This is a genomic window from Chryseobacterium piscicola (assembly GCF_900156685.1).
In the GTDB taxonomy this organism is placed as follows: domain Bacteria; phylum Bacteroidota; class Bacteroidia; order Flavobacteriales; family Weeksellaceae; genus Chryseobacterium; species Chryseobacterium piscicola.
The window spans coordinates 371,998-390,316 of record NZ_FTOJ01000001.1 but is presented as its reverse complement, the minus strand read 5'-3'; the positions used below and the strand labels follow the sequence as shown (position 1 = coordinate 390,316).

General features: G+C 34.0%; 18 protein-coding genes. 8 read left to right on the top strand and 10 right to left on the bottom strand.

Annotated features, from left to right (window positions below):
- Positions 1-455: 455 nt before the first annotated feature.
- The 4 genes from BW939_RS01860 to BW939_RS01845 all read right to left on the bottom strand — a co-directional run bounded on the left by BW939_RS01860 (position 456) and on the right by BW939_RS01845 (position 4,161).
- A complete protein-coding gene (locus BW939_RS01860) occupies positions 456-803 on the bottom strand; it encodes a DUF1801 domain-containing protein (protein WP_076449246.1) in 348 nt (115 codons plus the stop codon).
- A 21-nt stretch (positions 804-824) separates the two neighbouring features.
- A complete protein-coding gene (locus tag BW939_RS01855; protein WP_076449244.1) occupies positions 825-2,654 on the bottom strand; it encodes an ABC transporter ATP-binding protein in 1,830 nt (609 codons plus the stop codon).
- Positions 2,655-2,705: 51 nt separating this feature from the next.
- Positions 2,706-3,629, bottom strand: a complete 924-nt coding sequence (locus BW939_RS01850) for a M28 family metallopeptidase (RefSeq protein WP_076449242.1) — start codon at positions 3,627-3,629, stop codon at positions 2,706-2,708.
- 142 nt (positions 3,630-3,771) lie between these two features.
- Entirely contained in the window at positions 3,772-4,161 is a 390-nt protein-coding gene (locus BW939_RS01845; RefSeq protein WP_076449240.1) for a DUF4293 family protein, read from the bottom strand.
- 145 nt (positions 4,162-4,306) lie between these two features.
- On the opposite strand from BW939_RS01845, the gene rho reads away from it, so the two are divergent.
- Together rho and BW939_RS01835 are read left to right on the top strand one after the other, a co-directional pair.
- Positions 4,307-6,145 carry a transcription termination factor Rho gene (gene rho, locus BW939_RS01840; RefSeq protein WP_076449238.1) on the top strand — a complete coding sequence of 613 codons (1,839 nt, stop codon included), beginning with the start codon at positions 4,307-4,309 and terminating at the stop codon, positions 6,143-6,145.
- A gap of 165 nt (positions 6,146-6,310) precedes the next feature.
- Positions 6,311-6,907 (top strand): superoxide dismutase, encoded by a 597-nt coding sequence (locus BW939_RS01835; RefSeq protein WP_076449236.1) that lies wholly within the window; start codon positions 6,311-6,313, stop codon positions 6,905-6,907.
- Between the two features lie 71 nt (positions 6,908-6,978).
- Here BW939_RS01835 and BW939_RS01830 read toward each other — a convergent pair whose 3' ends face one another.
- Entirely contained in the window at positions 6,979-7,392 is a 414-nt protein-coding gene (locus BW939_RS01830; protein ID WP_076449234.1) for a helix-turn-helix domain-containing protein, read from the bottom strand.
- Between the two features lie 239 nt (positions 7,393-7,631).
- On the opposite strand from BW939_RS01830, the gene BW939_RS15715 reads away from it, so the two are divergent.
- The 3 genes from BW939_RS15715 to BW939_RS01820 are packed head-to-tail and all read left to right on the top strand — an operon-like array spanning position 7,632 to position 8,951.
- Positions 7,632-7,814, top strand: a complete 183-nt coding sequence (locus BW939_RS15715) for a hypothetical protein (RefSeq protein WP_123891542.1) — start codon at positions 7,632-7,634, stop codon at positions 7,812-7,814.
- A 49-nt stretch (positions 7,815-7,863) separates the two neighbouring features.
- On the top strand, positions 7,864-8,538 hold the full coding sequence (locus BW939_RS01825) for a hypothetical protein (protein WP_076449232.1): 675 nt from the start codon (positions 7,864-7,866) through the stop codon (positions 8,536-8,538).
- On the top strand, positions 8,535-8,951 hold the full coding sequence (locus BW939_RS01820; RefSeq protein WP_076449230.1) for a DUF1573 domain-containing protein: 417 nt from the start codon (positions 8,535-8,537) through the stop codon (positions 8,949-8,951). Before BW939_RS01825 ends, BW939_RS01820 begins: the two co-directional genes overlap by 4 nt.
- An 82-nt stretch (positions 8,952-9,033) precedes the next feature.
- On the opposite strand, the gene BW939_RS01815 is transcribed toward BW939_RS01820, so the two are convergent.
- Together BW939_RS01815 and msrB are read right to left on the bottom strand one after the other, a co-directional pair.
- Entirely contained in the window at positions 9,034-9,789 is a 756-nt protein-coding gene (locus BW939_RS01815; RefSeq protein WP_076449229.1) for a murein L,D-transpeptidase catalytic domain family protein, read from the bottom strand.
- A 120-nt stretch (positions 9,790-9,909) separates the two neighbouring features.
- Positions 9,910-10,356, bottom strand: a complete 447-nt coding sequence (msrB, locus tag BW939_RS01810) for a peptide-methionine (R)-S-oxide reductase MsrB (RefSeq protein WP_084566565.1) — start codon at positions 10,354-10,356, stop codon at positions 9,910-9,912.
- Positions 10,357-10,583: 227 nt separating this feature from the next.
- Between msrB and BW939_RS01805 the strand changes: the two genes are divergently transcribed.
- Positions 10,584-11,828, top strand: coding sequence for a DUF445 domain-containing protein (locus BW939_RS01805; RefSeq protein WP_076449227.1), 1,245 nt, complete (start codon positions 10,584-10,586; stop codon positions 11,826-11,828).
- 68 nt (positions 11,829-11,896) lie between these two features.
- Here BW939_RS01805 and BW939_RS01800 read toward each other — a convergent pair whose 3' ends face one another.
- Together BW939_RS01800 and BW939_RS01795 are read right to left on the bottom strand one after the other, a co-directional pair.
- On the bottom strand, positions 11,897-12,934 hold the full coding sequence (locus BW939_RS01800) for a quinone-dependent dihydroorotate dehydrogenase (protein ID WP_076449226.1): 1,038 nt from the start codon (positions 12,932-12,934) through the stop codon (positions 11,897-11,899).
- 321 nt (positions 12,935-13,255) lie between these two features.
- A complete protein-coding gene (locus tag BW939_RS01795) occupies positions 13,256-13,951 on the bottom strand; it encodes a pseudouridine synthase (RefSeq protein WP_076449225.1) in 696 nt (231 codons plus the stop codon).
- Positions 13,952-14,294: 343 nt separating this feature from the next.
- On the opposite strand from BW939_RS01795, the gene BW939_RS01790 reads away from it, so the two are divergent.
- A complete protein-coding gene (locus BW939_RS01790; RefSeq protein ID WP_076449224.1) occupies positions 14,295-15,836 on the top strand; it encodes a glycine--tRNA ligase in 1,542 nt (513 codons plus the stop codon).
- A gap of 80 nt (positions 15,837-15,916) precedes the next feature.
- Positions 15,917-17,050: a serine hydrolase domain-containing protein gene (locus BW939_RS01785; RefSeq protein ID WP_076449221.1), complete on the top strand. Its 1,134-nt coding sequence runs from the start codon at positions 15,917-15,919 to the stop codon at positions 17,048-17,050.
- A gap of 105 nt (positions 17,051-17,155) precedes the next feature.
- Here BW939_RS01785 and prfA read toward each other — a convergent pair whose 3' ends face one another.
- On the bottom strand, positions 17,156-18,241 hold the full coding sequence (gene prfA, locus BW939_RS01780) for a peptide chain release factor 1 (protein ID WP_076449220.1): 1,086 nt from the start codon (positions 18,239-18,241) through the stop codon (positions 17,156-17,158).
- Positions 18,242-18,319 lie beyond the last annotated feature (78 nt).

Genomic DNA, 18,319 nt, shown 5'->3' with positions numbered 1-18,319 from the left:
ATTTTCCGCATGTGTATTGCTAGGGTCTTTTTACCTTTTGTGATTATCCGCAAGCTTCTTACTAGGGTGCGACAAGGTTTCGTGAAGCTCCGCAAATCTGTTGCTGGGGTGCAGGGGCCTTTCTGGAAAGGCCATTCAGGAATTACTGCCCTGTTTGGAGAATTTTGTGGTTTTTCATACGGTTTGTGTTTTTGTGTGTAAAGGTTTTTGCTAAAACCAATGATTCAAATGTAAAAAATATTTCAATAGGTTAAAGAAAAATTTTGAAGTTGCTCATTAAAAACTGAAAACTAAAAAGAAAAAGAAATAAAAGTAAGTGAAAAATAGTTCCCCACGCTGGCGCAAGTGTCTCGCTTGTGTCCGCTCAACGAATTAGTGATGGGTAGGAGCGTGACGCTCGCAACAGCAAATACAAAAAGAACAGAAATTTTTGCTTTTACATTTCCGTAGAAAACTTAGTTCACAAACTTCTTCACCTCATCAATCAGCTCCATAATCAATTCCACAGGAAGATCTTCCTCCATATCAATCAAAAGAATTTTAAACTTCTTTCTGCCCTCGCTCAAAAGTAGAACATGATTTAATCGGTCGCCGTGATAGAAGCTTACATAATATTGCTGATGCTTTTTGCTGAAATAAAAATAGCAGAGCATTTTCTTTTTAAACTTAAAGAAAGGCAACCCGAAGCTGAGGGTCAGCGTAATGTTTTCGGGATCAGATTCAAGAATCTTTTTGCGTAAAAAAAGAAGAGCACTTCGTTCAGGCTCTGGGATTCTGAAAAAGTACTCTTCTAATGGATTCATTTATAATTTATTTAAATCAAATCAATCAAAATTCTGTAGCTCTACAAGTTTATTGTACATTCCTTTTTTAGCAATCAAATCGTGATGATTACCTTGTTCTACAATTTTACCTTTTTCCATCACAACAATCCAATCGGCTTTCTGAATTGTAGATAGACGGTGGGCAATAACGAGTGAAGTACGGTTTTGCATCATCTTTTCTAATGCATCTTGTACAAATCTTTCAGACTCTGTATCCAGAGCAGATGTTGCTTCATCCAGAATCATGATTGGCGGGTTTTTGAGAACCGCTCTTGCAATGGATATTCTTTGTTTTTGGCCGCCAGAAAGCTTTCCTCCAGCTTCCCCAATGCTCGTATCATACTGCTTAGGGAGATCCATGATGAAGTCGTGTGCGTTGGCAATTTTTGCTGCTTCCTGAATTTCTTCTAAGCTTGCATCGGGCATTCCAAGGGAAATATTATTTCTTATTGAATCATTAAAGAGGATATTATCTTGAGTTACCAAGCCAAAAAGTTTTCTGTAATTGGAAAGTTTAATATTTTTAATATTTTCTCCATCCAGAAGAACCTCTCCATCATTTACATCGTAGAATCTTGTAATTAAGTTGGCAATTGTACTTTTTCCGCTACCACTTTGGCCCACCAAAGCAACTGTTTTCCCTTTAGGAATAGACAGTGAGAAATTTTTCAGTACATCTCTGTCTTCATATCCAAAAGTAATATTTTTGAATTCTACATTACCTTGAAAGCCTTTGATTTCTTTAGCATTTGGCATCTCTTTAATATGATAATCAGCATCTAAAATATCATAGATTCTTTTGGCAGAAACTTCACCTTTCTGCATGTTTGAAATAGCAGAAGAAAGTGACTTTAACGGTTGCAAAATTGTGTAAAATAAGGCGATATAAGTAATAAATTCGCTTCCAGAAAGCCCTTCTCCTTTTATAGCAAGACGCCCTCCGAAATAAACAATCATACCGATCGTAATGGCTCCCAAAAGCTCACTTACCGGTGATGCTAACGCTTTCTTTTTAAATAATCTTAAAGATAAAAAACGAATTCTGTTGAGTACCTCATCAAACCTCCCTTTAATTTGTGGTGAAGCGTCAAATATTTTGATAATCTTTAAACCCACCAAAGTTTCATCAACAAAAGAATACATTTTTCCTAATTCGTTTTGAGCCTCTCCTGTATCTTTTTTCAAACTCTTACCAATAATTGAGATTAATGTTCCCATAATTGGAAAAACAATTAACGTAAAAATCGTAAGTTGAAAATTGGAATAAAGTAAATATCCCATCGTAATAATAATTACAATAGGAGAACGAATCAAATCAATTAAGCTATTGAGGATATTAGCTTCTACCTCACCTACATCTGAAGTGATTCTTGCAAAAACATCTCCTTTTCTGGAATTAGTAAAGAATGAAACCGGTAGATCTAAGATTTTATCATGAAGTTTAATTCTGAAATCTCTAGAAACACCCGTTCTTGAAAATGTAAGATAAAATTCTGATAAATAGCTGAATATATTTCTCAGAAAAAACATAGTGATAAAAAGAACACAAGTGATAAGCAATATATATTCTGATCCTTTCTCTATCTGCAACTGCTGTATGAAATAATTGAAACTGTCTTTCAAGTAAGTACCTGCGGCAGAGATACCTTCGTAAACAGGTTTTGCTTCAATTTTTTCTGTTTTTTTATCAAAAAGAATGTTCAGTACCGGCATGAAAAAAAGCATGGCAACGATATTGAAGAGCGCATATAGAATATTAAAAAAAATACCTGCTGCAATAGTTTTTTTATAGGGTACTATATTTTCAATTGCACGTTTATAATAATTCATTAAATGTAAATTAATCTTGCAAAAATAAGGAATTTAAAAAGAAAGACGTATTTAGTCTAGTTTTACCTTATTATTGTATTTAGGGTTGAAGTTTTTGGGATTTAGTTTCTCAACAGTTTGGGCAAAACCATTGATAATATTGGTCATATTTTCTATATTTACAATAGTTAAATCATCATTTACTTGATGATAATGTTTAATTTTAGCCATATCTGCAGTGGAAAAAGAATGTGCAACAATTTTCTTTTTAGCAAAACTCACGTTATCGCTTCTATAAAATAGTTGTTGTGTAGCATAAGGATCGGGATGAATTTTTACTATTCCATCGGTGTGATCATTAAATTGTTCATCCAAATCAGAAAAGTTATCCCCAGTCATAAACATTCCGTTTTTACCGAACTCAGACTCAGTTGCTATCATTTCAAAATTGAATAACGCTACAATATTTTTATAAATTTTATCCATGTTTTTATCCTCAGAAATTGCTTTAGAACCAAGCAATCCGGCCTCTTCCCCATTGAAAGCCATAAAAACCATAGAAAATTCTGGTTTTTTATTTTTAAAGTATTCTGCAATTCCATTTAATGCAGTTATCCCGCTTGCATCATCGTCTGCTCCGTTATAGATATTGTCTCCTTTTTCTTTATTTGTACCTATATGATCAAAATGCCCAGAGAATGCTAATAGCTTATCAGATTGTCCTTTTTTTATTCCACAAACATTATATACAGTTGATCCTTTATATTGAAAAGGGATGAGGTAAGAAGTTCCCGCGCAATACTCTAATTTATTGTCTTTGAAAAGTTTAGATATATAGTGTGCAGCACTTTCATTTTCGGGCGTTCCAATTAGGCGACCTTTCATTTCGTCTGATGCCAGTATTGAAATAACTTTTTTTACACTTTCTTGTGTTATTTCTTGTGAAAAAGTAAAAATTGAAAATAGCGACAATGCTAAGAATGAAATTTTTTTCATAATACTATTTTAGATATATAGTCGCAAGATAAAATCTTTTGTTTCAATAATAATTACATTTTTTAAATAAAACCTAAATTTTATCACAAAAAAACAGCTTCCAATAAAGAAAGCTGTTCTTACTCAAAAAATCATTGTATGGTTATCGCAGTCTGTCTACAGATTTTACGAGCCTCTCGTCTCTTTTGATGTAAATATTGGCAAACACCAAAGAAATCACAGCAATCAACGGGAAAACCGGCTCAATACCCTTCTCAGGAAAATCTATTCCTCCGGATAAGTTTAGAAGCCAGTAGAGCAATATACCAATCAACAAAGCGTTTATAATGATGCTGATATTATTCAGCAATATTTGTTTTTTTCTGTTTTTAAAGCTGAAAACACTTAAAACTCCAATTACAACCAACACACAAGACGCAATATTAATTAATGGAAAATTCCCAAAAACTTCTGCATCCTGCCCTGTAATAAATAGAAATACGGCAGCTAAAACGGCCAGTAACATCCAAATAGTCTGAATTCTTTGTAGCATAAACTTTAAAATCATTGCAAAAATAACATAAATTTTGCACAATTCAAAAAATAGTGTAGATTTGCATCATACAATTACCCTTGAAAATAAAAGTCACCGGACTTACTTTTCTTACTTACAATAAATTACATTTTTTACATTAAATATGTTTAACATAGAAACGTTAAGGTCAAAATCCGTAACGGAGTTGGCTAAAATCCTAAGAGATTTGGGCGTTAAAGTTGCAAGAAACAGCACCGATAATGATAAAATCTTTGCAGTACTTGACTTTCAAGCTTCAAATCCTAAAGTGGCTAAAGATTATTTTAACACCACTGAAAACTCTAATAATACAGAAGAACCAACAGCAGAAGAACCTGCAAAAGCTCCTGTAAAAAAAGTTGCATCCAGAAAAGCACCTGCAAAACCAAAAGCTCCAGCTCCAGAAAAAAAGGAAACTGAAGAAATAAAAACTGAAGAGCAAACGGCCGATGTTACTCCAAAAGCTGAAGTTTCAGAACCAGAAACTACTCCAGAGAATGTTTCAGAAAATAATACCAACGCTCAGGCAAAGAAGAAGAGAAAAAGAGTAACTCCTCCAGAAAATCCTCAACCACAAAACGGAGGCGACACACCTGAAGAAACCCCTGAAAACATTGAGATAAAAGCACCTCAGCAAAACTCTTTACCCGAAGAAAGACCTCATAAAACCCCGCAACATCAGCAACACCAGAGAGGCCAAAACCAACAGAGGAATCAAAATCCCAATCAAAATCAAAACCAAAATAATAATCCGAACCAAAATCAGCATCAAAACAGAAATCAGGATAGAAATCTAGACAGAAATCAAGAAAAACCTGAGGAAGTAGAGCAGAAAAAAGATTTTAGTTTTGATGGTTTGGTAAGCATTGAAGGTGTACTCGAGATTTTACCAGACAATTACGGATTTTTGCGTTCTGCAGACTTCTCTTACATTTCTTCACCAGATGATGTGTATGTTTCTACAGCGCAAATAAGAAATTTCGGTCTTAAAACCGGAGATAATGTAAAAGGAATAGTAAGATTGCCAAAAGAAGGAGAAAAATATTTTTCTCTACTAAAACCTACAGAAGTTAACGGAAGAGACTTAGCATTCATTAAAGATCGTGTTGCTTTCGAATATCTTACCCCACTTTTCCCAGAAGAGAAGTTTAATCTTGCAGGAAAAGGCGCAACGATCTCCACAAGAATTGTTGATCTATTTGCCCCAATCGGGAAAGGACAGAGGGCGATGATTGTGGCTCAGCCAAAAACAGGTAAAACCATGCTTCTGAAAGACATTGCGAACTCTATCGCAAGCAATCACCCTGAAGTATACATGATGGTGCTTTTGATTGACGAGCGTCCGGAGGAAGTTACCGATATGGAAAGAAGTGTGAATGCAGAAGTAATCGCTTCTACATTTGACGAAGCTGCAGACAAACACGTGAAAGTAGCTAATTTGGTTTTAGCCAAAGCCCAGAGAATGGTAGAATGCGGTCATGATGTAGTTATCCTTTTAGATTCTATTACAAGATTGGCAAGAGCTTACAATACCGTAACACCAGCTTCTGGAAAAGTACTTTCTGGAGGTGTAGATGCCAATGCACTTCACAAACCAAAAAGATTCTTCGGAGCAGCAAGAAAAATTGAAGGTGGCGGATCTCTTACCATAATTGCTACAGCATTGATTGATACTGGCTCTAAAATGGATGAAGTGATCTTTGAAGAATTTAAGGGTACCGGAAACATGGAACTTCAGCTGGATAGAAAGATTGCCAACAGAAGGATTTATCCGGCAATCGATTTGGTGGCCTCAAGCACCCGTCGTGATGATCTTCTTTTAGATGAAAACACTTCGCAAAGAATGTGGATTTTCAGAAAATACCTTGCTGAAATGAATCCTGTAGAAGCAATGGATTTTGTTAATAAAAATATTAAAGGCACCCTCAGCAATGAAGAGTTTTTGATGTCTATGAACAGATAAATTCAAATTAAAAAAAATATATAAAGCACATACTCGAAAGGTTTGTGCTTTTTTATTGTAGCCAGTAAAACCATCAATGTTAAAGATTTATTAAAACAATCCGTATTTTTTGATAATGGCTCAAATATTGGCTATTTTTGGGTAATAACATTTAAAAATATAATTATGTCATTTGAATTACCACAATTAGGATATGCTTACGACGCACTTGAGCCTACTATTGATGCAAAAACAATGGAAATCCACCATTCTAAGCACCACCAAGCGTATATCGACAATCTAAATAAAGCTATAGAAGGAACCGAATTAGAGGGAAAATCTATTGAGGAAGTTTGCAAAACCGGAACTGACAAACCTGCTGTAAGAAATAACGGAGGTGGACATTTTAACCACAGTTTATTCTGGGAAATTTTAACTCCAGGTGGAAGTAAAGATCCTGTAGGAAACGTAAGAAATGCAATCGAAAACTATGGTGGATTAGAAAAATTCAAGACTGATTTTTCTGAAGCTGCTAAAACAAGATTCGGTTCTGGATGGGCATGGTTGGTAAAAAATGAAGACGGATCTGTATCTGTAACTTCTACTCCAAACCAAGACAACCCGTTGATGCCTGTTGCAGATGTGAAAGGAACTCCTGTTTTAGGATTGGATGTTTGGGAGCACGCATATTACTTAAACTACCAAAACAGAAGACCTGATTACGTTGCAGCGTTCTTTTCTGTAGTAAACTGGGATAAAGTAGAAGAATTATTCAATAAATAATCTTCAACTACTCATAAAAAAAGGTTCAGAATTAATTTTCTGAACCTTTTTTAAATACATCTTAGTATTTTCTACATTTCTACTTGTATTTTAAATCTTTTTATCTCTTCCTGCAACTGAAAAATCAGTTGATCTTTTTGAGAAATCAAATTGTTATATAAATCTTTAATTTCATTCAAGTTTTCTTTGCTTTCAGTATGCAGATTCTGTACATATCCATTACCACTTCCATTAGAAGCATAATCTCCACTAATATTGAAAACCGATGATTTATCAAGTTCCAAAAGCTCCAGAATTTCTTCTGGTTTAATTCCCAAAGCATCAGGTAAAAGTTTTAGCTTGTCTAATTCTAAATCCCTTTCTCCTTTTTCAACCCTTCCATAAGTTGTAATATCCATATTCAATCTATTGGCTACTTCTTGTTTAGATAATTTTTTTTCCACTCTCACTTTTAAAAGCTTATCTCCTAATTTAAAATTTGACATATTAATTTGTGTTTTTAAAATTGTTCAATTCTGATTACAATTTATTCAAATTTGAATTATTAAAAAAATATCTTTCTAATATTTTTGTTGAGATAAAATTTTATACTAAAATTACTGTCAGAAAAATAAGTTATGAAACTTAGATTGAGCATAAAAATTTTAGACGTAAGTATCTTTGGATAAATTATAAAATTAAAAGCCAAAAAAATTTAAAATGAAAAATAGTTTTACTATTCTTATTGTCATCAAGTCCATTATTTGTAAATGAATTATCTGCTGAATGCAAGGTCGGTGGTTATGTAGGTCCAGATGGTACAAGCTGTATTTATGAAGATTCTGAAGGCTGCATTAGGCAAGTTACAAGTCACACACTTTTCTGGGGTTTAATTAAATGGGAAACCGAAGAAGTAGTTTGGTGTTAAATTAACAAAAAATGAAGGCGTAAAGCCTTCAATTTGATATATAAAAATTATGAAGTATAAAATTTTAAGTCTTGCAATTTTGTTATTTTCTGCTAATTTAATTTCGCAGGTCATAAAAGAATCACATGATAGAGATTCTCTAAAAGAAACCCGCATAGAAGAAGTAATGATCAATGAAAAAGATTACGACAAAGTAGAGATTGACTATGGTACAAAACAAGAATTTAATGCACGTTTTATACCTTGGGTTGGAAGCGAAATGGCACTTAAATTTAAAAATAATTTCTCACAGAGAGGAATACTAAAAGACATTACTTTATACCTTCATAAAACTGATAAAGATGTCAATCTAACGGATCTGGAAATCAATTTTTACGAAATAGATTCTATTACAGGCAAGCCATCCCATAAAATTAACAAAGAACATATTATCTATTCTTCGAAAAATAAAAGCAGAGGGAGATATAAAATAGATATTAAAGATAAAAAAATACCTTTCCCTCCAGAAGGCTTTTTTATCGCTATCAAATGGGTTCCGAATGAGTTCAATGATAAGAAAACAGGCCCTTCTATAAGACTTACTACTTATACTTATGAAAATTTGACTTATGACCGAAGCAGAAGAGATGGTCACTGGTATTATCACGGTAATCCAAATGCATCACCACCTGCTGCCAACATTATGATAGGGATGAGTGTCTATTTCAAAAAGAAAAAACAATGAAAAAAATATACCTATACGTAATTATAGGAATATTAATCCTAACTATCATATCATTACTGACATACGAACGTAGCAACACCTATCTTTTCAAAGAAAAAAATTCAATTGCTCATGATTTTGGAACATTAAATAAAAAAAGTATTAAAGAATTTGAGCACGAATTTAAATATGTAAACACTTTGTATGATACACTAAAAATATATAAAGTTATTGATGGTTGTGATTGCACATCTAGCATAGTAAAAGCTGGAAATTATCTAAAAAACGATACCATCAACATCAAAACAATTTATAATCCACATAAGTACAATGATAATGGAAATATCAAAAAGAAAATGTATTTGGTAACAAATAAAACTTTGTCAACAAATGACACAATCTTACCATTAACTTTAAAGGGGTTTGTCAAATAAAACAAAGCAATTTTCACAAGCATAAAAAAAGGTTCAGAAAATTTTATTCTGAACCTTTTTTATTTAGTTTTAACCTTAAAAATTAAGACATCTTCAGCCATTCTGATTTTGAAAGATAATTCTGATCAGGATAATAAATAAAAAGAACATTTCTGCCTTTTATCGTATTGATGATCGGCTGAGTCAAATCTCTTGGAACTGCCGGGCAACCCCAGCTTCTTCCAATTCTTTTGTGCGTTGCAGCAAAATCTTCACTTACATAATCTGCTCCGTGCATCACGATAGCTCTTCGGTAAGCTGCATCATTAAAGCCTTTATCCATCCCGAGAAGTTTCAAAGAATATCCGTTTCCACCGTTGTAGGTGGCATCCGTGATAAAAAATCCCATGCTACTTTGCAAAGAACTGTCGGTATTTGAAAAATTGGTGGCAAATTCTTCGCCGGTGTTTTTTCCGTGGGCTACAAGAGAATTAAATAGCACTTTCTTATCGTTCAGATCAATCACCCAAAGTCTTTTGGTATTGGATGACATAGAGAAATCGCAAACAGTAAGCAAATGTGAATCTTCATCAAGTAGACCCGCTTTTTTCATATTTTCAAAACCGGTTAATGCTTTAGAGAACACTTCAAAATTAAGTTCGTGCTCCGGAGCAAAAGCAATAGATTTGTAAAGTTCTTCGGAAGTAGAAGCTGTACTTTTTTCAGTTGATTTTAAATTAATATTTTTTTTATTTTTTCCGTCACTCATTTTCAATTTCTCATTATTAGTGTCTGGAGAAAGATAAAATGAAGTGGTTAACAAATACACTACACTTAAAACGCTGTACAATAATTTCATTAAATATTATGTTAAATTACAATTGGTTACACAAAAGTATAAAAACATAATTATCAACCACTTATGATTGGAAAAGTTTAACTCAATTTAAGAAAGATTAACAACAAAAAAAGTGAATTACTACTCTGATTCTGAATCGCCTACAAACTCCAGACTCACAGAATTCATGCAGTATCGCGTACCTGTAGGAGCGGGACCGTCATTAAAAACATGACCCAAATGAGAATCACAACGTTTGCAAACAACCTCAATTCTTTCCATTCCGTGTGTAGAATCGCGATGGTAAGCTACTCCATTTTTGTCAGCTTCAAAAAAACTTGGCCATCCACAACTGCTCATAAATTTCTGGTTGGAACGGAAAAGATGATTTCCACAAACGGCACAAAAATATTCACCCAACTCATCAAACTCATTGTATTTTCCCGTAAAAGGCCTTTCTGTAGCTGCTTCACGAGAAATTGCATAAAGATCTGGTGCAAGAATTTTCCGCCATTCTTCGTTGGAAATATTCAATTTTGTAGCATCTGTTCTTGAATAATATGGATTGTTTTTTGCTTGGTCTTGCATAGGATATATTTTAAAAATTATTTAGGTAACGCAAAAATTCAACCACAAAGACACTTAAGTTTTAAAAAAATAATTAAAATTTTAATTATTTAAAAATAATAAGCTCACAAGATTTTTAATTCCGATTTGGTCTTTTTAAGGCACAAATTCAACCTTAAAAAAACCAAAAATCTTTTTGTGATTTTTAGGGTGAAAAAATTTAAATCAAATTTACTAAATTTGAGGATATGAATGATGAACTGAAGAGAAAACAGCTCAGAAAATACAAGGCTTTTGCCACAGGACTTTTTGTTTTGATGGTTATTATTTTTGTAATTACTACAATTTTACAAAAAAGCTATGCCTCTCACTGGATTGGTTATGTTCGTGCATTTTCTGAAGCGGCAATGGTAGGCGCTTTAGCAGACTGGTTTGCGGTGACCGCTCTTTTCCGTCATCCATTAGGACTTCCAATTCCGCATACCAATCTTATTGAAAACAGCAAAGAAAAACTCGGTGATAATCTGGGAAGTTTTGTGGTTTCCAATTTTTTGTCTCCGAAAACCATTCGTCCTTATATTCAAAAAATTAAGATTTCAAATTTCGTTGGGGAATGGTTGACAAAAGAAAGAAATCAGGAAGCTTTAATTAAAAATATTTCAGATATTATTTTGGATATTCTCCATAGATTGGATGATTCTGAAGTGAGCCATTTTATCAGCAAAAAAGTGAGCGAAATGACGGATGATATTCAGTTAAATAAAATTTTAGGCAACGGAATCATCTATCTTTTAGATAAAAATGATCATCAGAAAATCGTGACCAATCTTTCAAAACAAATCAAAGAATATCTGATTGAAAATGACGGAATGATCCAAGAAAGGGTGAAAAAAGGCAGTTATTCTTTTATACCTTCTTTTGTTGACAATAAAATTGCCGAGAAAATTGCTAGCGGACTTTCAGATTTCTTCCGTGAAGTAGAGATAGATCCCAATCACGAAATCAGAGGTTTAATTACAAAAAAAATCTACGAATTTTCTAATGATTTAAAAGAAGATCCAAAATGGAATGACGAATTTAAAAGCATTAAAAATGACTTTCTTAAAAATGACAAACTGGAGGAATACTCTAATGACATTTGGCTTTCTATTAAAAAAACATTGAGTACAGAATTGCAGGAAGAAGAATCTTCATTAAAAAAATACATCACAAAAAACCTAAACGAGTTTTCTGAAAATTTAAAAACAGACGAAAAACTTCAGAATAAAATCGACAATTGGGTAAGAGTAACTGCTTATAAATATATCCTTAAAAACACCCATCAAGCCGGAAACCTCATCAGCTCCACCGTCGGAAATTGGCAAGGGAAAGAGCTCAGCGAAAAGCTGGAACTGGAAGTTGGAAAAGACCTGCAATTCATCCGTGTAAACGGAACTTTAGTTGGTGGATTGGTTGGTTTGATTATTTATACGATTTCGCATTTTTTTATTTGATACGAAATTAAAAATAAAAAAAGCAAAGCCTCAATGACTTTGCTTTTCAATATATTTTAAATTAAATTTTACCTTGAAATTCTACCCGCTCTCGTCAAAAGTTCCTGATTAATATCGTTGATCAATTGTGGACCTTCATAGATAAATCCGGTGTATAACTGAACTAAACTCGCACCTGCATTCAGCTTTTCAATAGCATCTTTTGCAGAATGAATTCCGCCAACTCCAATAATTGGAAATGCACGGTTGCTTTTGTCTGAAAGATATTTAATCATTTTTGTACTTCTCTCACGAATCGGTTTTCCACTCAAACCACCGTTTCCGATTTGTTCTAAGGTTTCTTTTGATGTTTTCAAACCTTCTCTGTTGACTGAGGTATTGGAAACCACAATTCCGTCGATTTTTGTATCAGCAATCAATTCGATAATCTCATCCAATTGCTGGTTATTTAAATCCGGAGCAATTTTTAAAAGAATTGGTTTTTGAGTTGACTTTGTCTGATTGATTTTCTTTACTTCAGTAATCAACTCTCTCAGATATTCTACATCTTCCAGTTTTGCATGGCTTCCAACGTTGGGACAACTCACATTCAGAACAAAATAATCCACATAAGGATGCAGACCTTCGAAACAGTCGAGATAATCTTGTGTGTAATTTTCCGGTGTTGTATTGGTGTTTTTTCCGATGTTTCCACCGATGATGATTTTTCCTTTGTTACCTTTCAGCTTTTCGATAGCAGCCTCCAGTCCGTCATTATTGAAACCCATTCTGTTGATAATTCCGCCATCTTCAATTAAACGGAAAAGTCTTTTTTTAGGATTTCCTGCTTGTGCTTTTGGCGTTACGGTTCCTATTTCTACAAATCCGAAACCTAAATCTCCCAATTCGTTGAACAAAACAGCATTTTTATCAAAACCGGCAGCTAAACCGACAGGATTTTTGAATTTTAATCCGAAAACTTCTCTTTCAAGACGTTTATCTACAATAGGTTTTGGGAGGAATAATTTGGTTAAGAATCCAAAATTTTTGAGCATAGAAAAAGTAAAGTGGTGTACTTCTTCTGGATCAAATTTAAAAAGAATCGGGCGAATGAGCGATTTGTACATTGAAAAAAAGTTTTACAAAAATAATCATTTTAAATTGAATGAATTCTTGATGTGCGATATTTTATTTAATTGAGGATTATCGTTTTTTATTCTTGTACACAAATGTTTTCACCAATCAGTACAAATGAATGCTCTTTCTTGAAAATTGCGAGAGCTTTTATTACACAAACATTGATATTCTTGATATAGAATTTTAAGGAGCAAAGAGTAATCTACAAGTCGATTAATAAAGCTGATGTTAAAACTTTGCAAAGCAAATTTTATTTGCCTTTACTTCTTAAAATGAAGAGGTATGTTAAATAAATCTTTGCGTTTAAAAATTTAACTATATGCACTCAAATCAAAGTTCAAAATCCTTCCTACTCTTTTGAACTCATCATTCACGGTGGCGTTCAAAATTATTTTCTCTTTGGTAATGGGGTGATTAATAACCAACTGATGAGCATGAAGCATCAGTTTATTCATGTCAAAAGTTTCTAGCCACAATTTATTTTGTTTGTTGCAACCATAAGGGCGACAACCCAATATAGGATGCAAAATATGTTTAAAATGCTTTCTCAGCTGATGCATCCTGCCTGTTTCCGGAATGGCCTCTACCAGACAATAGCGGGAGGTTTGATGTTTTCCAAAAGCTAAATCTATTTCAGAAGTCTGTAAACGATGATAGTAGGTGATGGCATTTTGCTGGATTTCGTCTTCATTAATCAAATCATAATCAATCGTCTCTTCTTCTTTTGCCCAGCCACGAAGAATGGCTAAATATTTTTTCTCGACTTGTCGTGTCGCAAATTGATCGTTCATGATTCTAAGCGTATCTTTATCCAAAGTAAACAACAAGACACCCGAAGTTTTTCTGTCTAAACGATGTGCAGGATAAACATATTGCCCGATTTGATCTCTAAGCTCCTGAATAGCATAAGTATTGGCTTCTCCGGCATAAAAAGATTTGTGAACCAATAATCCGCTGGGTTTATTGATTGCAATAAGGTGTTCGTCGCGGTACAAAATTTCTAACATTTGGCAAAAGTAGAGAATTTCTTAGTTCTTTTTTATCTTAACATTTTTTCAGGTTTGTTGACTATTTTAATGAAGAAAGTTTTGAGATTGATGCCTTGTGATTATTGCTAAACCTCATAGGTTTTAGAAACCTATGAGGTTTGTTGCTCAAAATTTCTTTGTAAACATACTTTTCTTCCTAGCCCTGATTGCAGCGACATCCTTTTGTGATGAGGTACGAAGAGCAAAAGATACAGCGGAAAGCAGGTTCCCGGCTCCTAAAAATCTGCATTATAAAAACTTCCATCTTCTAGCTTCCATCTTCCTACTTTTTCACTATTTTTGCAGGTAAGACGAAAAATTTATGGCAAAGCAAGAAGATGTTTTCAAGAAAGTGATTTCTCACGCTAAAGAATACGGTTTTATTTTCCCTTCTAGTGAGATCTACGATGGTTTATCCGCTGTTTATGATTATGGACAGAATGGCGCAGAATTGAAAAATAATATCAAACAATACTGGTGGAAAGCGATGGTACAGCTGAACGAAAATATTGTGGGTATCGATTCAGCAATTCTGATGCACCCTACAACTTGGAAAGCTTCTGGTCACGTTGATGCATTTAATGATCCTTTGATTGACAATAAAGATTCTAAAAAACGTTTCAGAGCAGATGTTTTGGTGGAGGATTATTGCGCTAAAATTGAAGATAAAGAAAATAAAGAAATCGATAAAGCCGCCAAAAGATTCGGTGAATCTTTTGATAAAGATCAATTTGTTGCTACCAATCCTAAAATTTTAGAATACAGAGCCAAAAGAGAATCTATTCTTTCAAGATTGGCTAAATCTCTTGAAAATGAAGACCTTGCTGATGTAAAAGCATTAATTGAAGAATTGGAAATTGCTGATCCCGATACTGGTTCTAGAAACTGGACGGAAGTAAGACAATTCAACCTGATGTTCGGAACTAAATTGGGAGCTTCTGCAGATTCTGCGATGGATCTTTACTTAAGACCGGAAACTGCTCAAGGTATTTTCGTGAATTTCTTGAATGTGCAGAAAACTTCTCGTCACAGGCTTCCGTTTGGCATTGCTCAGATTGGTAAAGCATTTAGAAATGAAATCGTTGCGAGGCAGTTTATTTTCAGAATGCGTGAATTTGAACAGATGGAAATGCAGTTTTTCGTTGCTCCTGGAACTGAACTTGAATTCTACGAACAGTGGAAAACAAAACGTCTGAACTGGCACTTGGCTCTTGGTTTAGGAAACGACAATTACAGATTCCATGATCATGAGAAGTTGGCGCATTACGCAAATGCTGCAGCTGATATTGAGTTTAACTTCCCATTTGGATTTAAAGAGCTGGAAGGTATTCACTCTAGAACAGATTTCGACTTGAAAGCGCATGAGAAATTCTCAGGAAGAAAATTACAGTTTTTTGATCCTGAAAGAAATGAAAACTATGTTCCTTATGTAGTAGAAACTTCGGTTGGACTAGACCGATTATTCCTTTCAATATTCTCTCACTGTCTGAAAGACGAAGTGTTGGAAGACGGCTCAGAAAGAACGGTTTTATCTTTACCTCCAGCTTTGGCTCCGGTAAAAGCTGCGATTCTTCCGTTAATGAAAAAAGATGGATTAGCAGAATACGCAGAGAATATATTCAACGATTTGAAATACGATTTCAACTTATTCTATGAAGAAAAAGATGCCATCGGAAAACGTTACAGAAGACAAGACGCGATTGGAACACCTTACTGTATTACGATTGATCATGATTCTTTAACAGATCACACCGTGACGATAAGAGACAGAGACACGATGCAGCAGGAAAGAGTTCCTGTTTCTGAACTGAGAAGAATCATTGATGAGAAAACGAACTTCAGAAATTTACTTTCTAAAATATAAATTGAAAGCCTTGAGAAATCAAGGCTTTTTTTGATGTTTGGTTTCAAAATTATTTTAAATTTGTTGAAGACCAAACATTTATGATTCTTCTTTTTTATTTTGCCGCTTTTATAATTGCTGTTGCTACATTGATGTATCTTCTTGGATACGCCTATTTATTCAATGGGATTTCTAAAACCTACTTTAAAGGCAAAACCAGCGCCCATATTGATGATGGCAAATTTTTTACCCGAAATGTAATTACCACAAAATCTCCAAAGCCTTGGGGAAAAGCCAACAACTACAACAAAACAGACTTGCCTAAAAACATAGTTGATGATTTAATTCATTCTGACACCGCTTCTTTTTTAGTCATCAAAGACGGGAAATTATTACACGAACAATATTGGAAAGGCTACCACAAAAATTCACTCACCAATTCTTTTTCTATGGCAAAAGCGGTAACAGTGATGCTTTTAGGGAAAGCTCTTGAAGAAGGAAAAATAAAAAATATCAACGATAAGTTTTCTGATTATTTTGCTGAATTTAAAGCAAAACCTTTTGCTGAAAATTTAACTATAAAAAATCTTGCCCAAATGGAATCTGGCCTAGACTGGGACGAAGATTACAAAAACCCTTTCCGTCCTAATGCAAAAGCATATTATGGTAAAAGTCTTATTGATGCTACTTTTAAAAGAAGATTTAAAGAAAAACCTGGCGAAAAATTTGAGTACCAAAGTGGATCTACGCAACTTTTGGGTTTTGCTGTGAAAAAAGCTATTAATCAAACATTATCGAGCTATTTATCTGAAAAATTCTGGATACCACTTGGCATGGAGCAGAATGCCATCTGGAGTACGGACCAAAGCAGCATGGAGAAGACTTATTGTTGTATTCACGCTAGTTCCAGAGATTTTGCAAAACTTGGGCAATTATTTTTAAATGATGGAAAATATGATGGTCAGCAATTACTTTCCGTAGATTTCATTAATGAAATGCGAAATCCTACAAAAAAATCAAACGAAATATACGGCATGGGGTTTTGGATCAATAACGATAATCCTGTGAAACATTATTATTTCCTAGGACTTCAAGGCCAATACATCATCATGATACCAGAATATAAAATGACTATTGTGAGAACTGGAAGCTATAATAATTTACCTAAAACAGATCGTGGAAGACCAGATCAGGTGAAGTTTTTGGTAAATGAATCGGTGAAATTATTCGGATAATATTTGAGGTTGAGAAAAACACGTTTTTAGATATTGTATTTCATTTTTAAAACAAAAAGCTTCCAAAATTTTCGGAAGCTTTGCTTATATATTTTAAAGAAAATATTAATAATTATCTTCTTCTCCTTTCATTTTTTCGGCATTTTCTGCCATGATTACGGCATCAATCATATCGCCAATATCACCATTCATGTAGGCATCGAGGTTGTACATCGATTTGTTTATCCTATGATCTGTAACTCTTCCCTGAGGATAGTTATATGTTTTTATTTTTGCAGAACGGTCACCGGTAGAAACCATAGATTTACGTTGTGCAGCGATATCTCCTACAGATTTTTGAACTTCAATATCATATAATTTGGTACGAAGCATTTCCATCGCCAATTCTCTGTTTGCCAACTGAGAACGAGCCTGCTGACAAACAACCACCATTCCTGACGGTTTGTGTGTTAACTGTACTTTAGTTTCAACCTTGTTTACATTTTGCCCACCTGCACCACCAGAACGGGAAGTCTGCATTTCGATATCTGCAGGGTTTAATTCAAAATCAATTTCTTCTGCTTCTGGTAAAACGGCAACAGTAATTGCCGAAGTATGAACTCTGCCTTGAGATTCGGTTTCAGGAACACGCTGTACACGGTGAACTCCGGATTCAAATTTCATAATCCCGTAAACGCCGTCTCCTTCAATTTTAATAATTAATTCTTTATATCCTTTGGTTGATTCACTAGAATCTGTGATTTCGTGCTTCCAGCCTTTGGTCTTAAAATACATGGCATACGCTCTGTATACATCTTCCACAAAAATTGCAGCTTCATCTCCTCCAGTTCCCGCACGAAGTTCAACGATAACGTTTTTATCGTCGGTAGGATCTTTAGGAATTAAAAGAACTTTTAATTCTTCTTCCAAACCAGGAAGTTTACCCTGAGCTTCTACTTTTTCTTCTTTAGCCATATCTACCAAGTCTCTGTCTGAACCATCTGCAATGATTTCTTCAGATTCTGCGATATTATCTAAAGCCCCTTTATATTGATTGTAAACGTGTACTATTTTTCCTAAATCGCTGTATTCTTTGTTTAATGAAGAATATTTTTTCTGATCCGAAATTACGTCTGGCTGTATAATAAGGTCTGCTACCTCATTATATCTTTGTTTTATCGCTTCTAACTTTGGAATTAATGACTTAGACATATTAAAAATTTAGTATGCAAAGATAAGGAATTGAAAGGGAAGAAAAAAAGCCCATTTTTGAAGAGTGTTTTTAGCTAA

What these genes read in the sequence shown, in the direction of transcription:
- BW939_RS01845 (WP_076449240.1), bottom strand. Translation starts at nt 4,161, where the DNA reads ATGCTACAAAGAATTCAGACTATTTGGATGTTACTGGCCGTTTTAGCT.
- BW939_RS01850 (WP_076449242.1), bottom strand. Translation starts at nt 3,629, where the DNA reads ATGAAAAAAATTTCATTCTTAGCATTGTCGCTATTTTCAATTTTTACT.
- BW939_RS01805 (WP_076449227.1), top strand. Translation starts at nt 10,584, where the DNA reads ATGAATGATGAACTGAAGAGAAAACAGCTCAGAAAATACAAGGCTTTT.
- BW939_RS01825 (WP_076449232.1), top strand. Translation starts at nt 7,864, where the DNA reads ATGAAGTATAAAATTTTAAGTCTTGCAATTTTGTTATTTTCTGCTAAT.
- rho (WP_076449238.1), top strand. Translation starts at nt 4,307, where the DNA reads ATGTTTAACATAGAAACGTTAAGGTCAAAATCCGTAACGGAGTTGGCT.
- BW939_RS01785 (WP_076449221.1), top strand. Translation starts at nt 15,917, where the DNA reads ATGATTCTTCTTTTTTATTTTGCCGCTTTTATAATTGCTGTTGCTACA.
- BW939_RS01860 (WP_076449246.1), bottom strand. Translation starts at nt 803, where the DNA reads ATGAATCCATTAGAAGAGTACTTTTTCAGAATCCCAGAGCCTGAACGA.
- prfA (WP_076449220.1), bottom strand. Translation starts at nt 18,241, where the DNA reads ATGTCTAAGTCATTAATTCCAAAGTTAGAAGCGATAAAACAAAGATAT.
- BW939_RS01830 (WP_076449234.1), bottom strand. Translation starts at nt 7,392, where the DNA reads ATGTCAAATTTTAAATTAGGAGATAAGCTTTTAAAAGTGAGAGTGGAA.
- BW939_RS01855 (WP_076449244.1), bottom strand. Translation starts at nt 2,654, where the DNA reads ATGAATTATTATAAACGTGCAATTGAAAATATAGTACCCTATAAAAAA.
- BW939_RS01795 (WP_076449225.1), bottom strand. Translation starts at nt 13,951, where the DNA reads ATGTTAGAAATTTTGTACCGCGACGAACACCTTATTGCAATCAATAAA.
- msrB (WP_084566565.1), bottom strand. Translation starts at nt 10,356, where the DNA reads ATGCAAGACCAAGCAAAAAACAATCCATATTATTCAAGAACAGATGCT.
- BW939_RS01835 (WP_076449236.1), top strand. Translation starts at nt 6,311, where the DNA reads ATGTCATTTGAATTACCACAATTAGGATATGCTTACGACGCACTTGAG.
- BW939_RS01800 (WP_076449226.1), bottom strand. Translation starts at nt 12,934, where the DNA reads ATGTACAAATCGCTCATTCGCCCGATTCTTTTTAAATTTGATCCAGAA.
- BW939_RS01815 (WP_076449229.1), bottom strand. Translation starts at nt 9,789, where the DNA reads ATGAAATTATTGTACAGCGTTTTAAGTGTAGTGTATTTGTTAACCACT.
- BW939_RS01790 (WP_076449224.1), top strand. Translation starts at nt 14,295, where the DNA reads ATGGCAAAGCAAGAAGATGTTTTCAAGAAAGTGATTTCTCACGCTAAA.
- BW939_RS01820 (WP_076449230.1), top strand. Translation starts at nt 8,535, where the DNA reads ATGAAAAAAATATACCTATACGTAATTATAGGAATATTAATCCTAACT.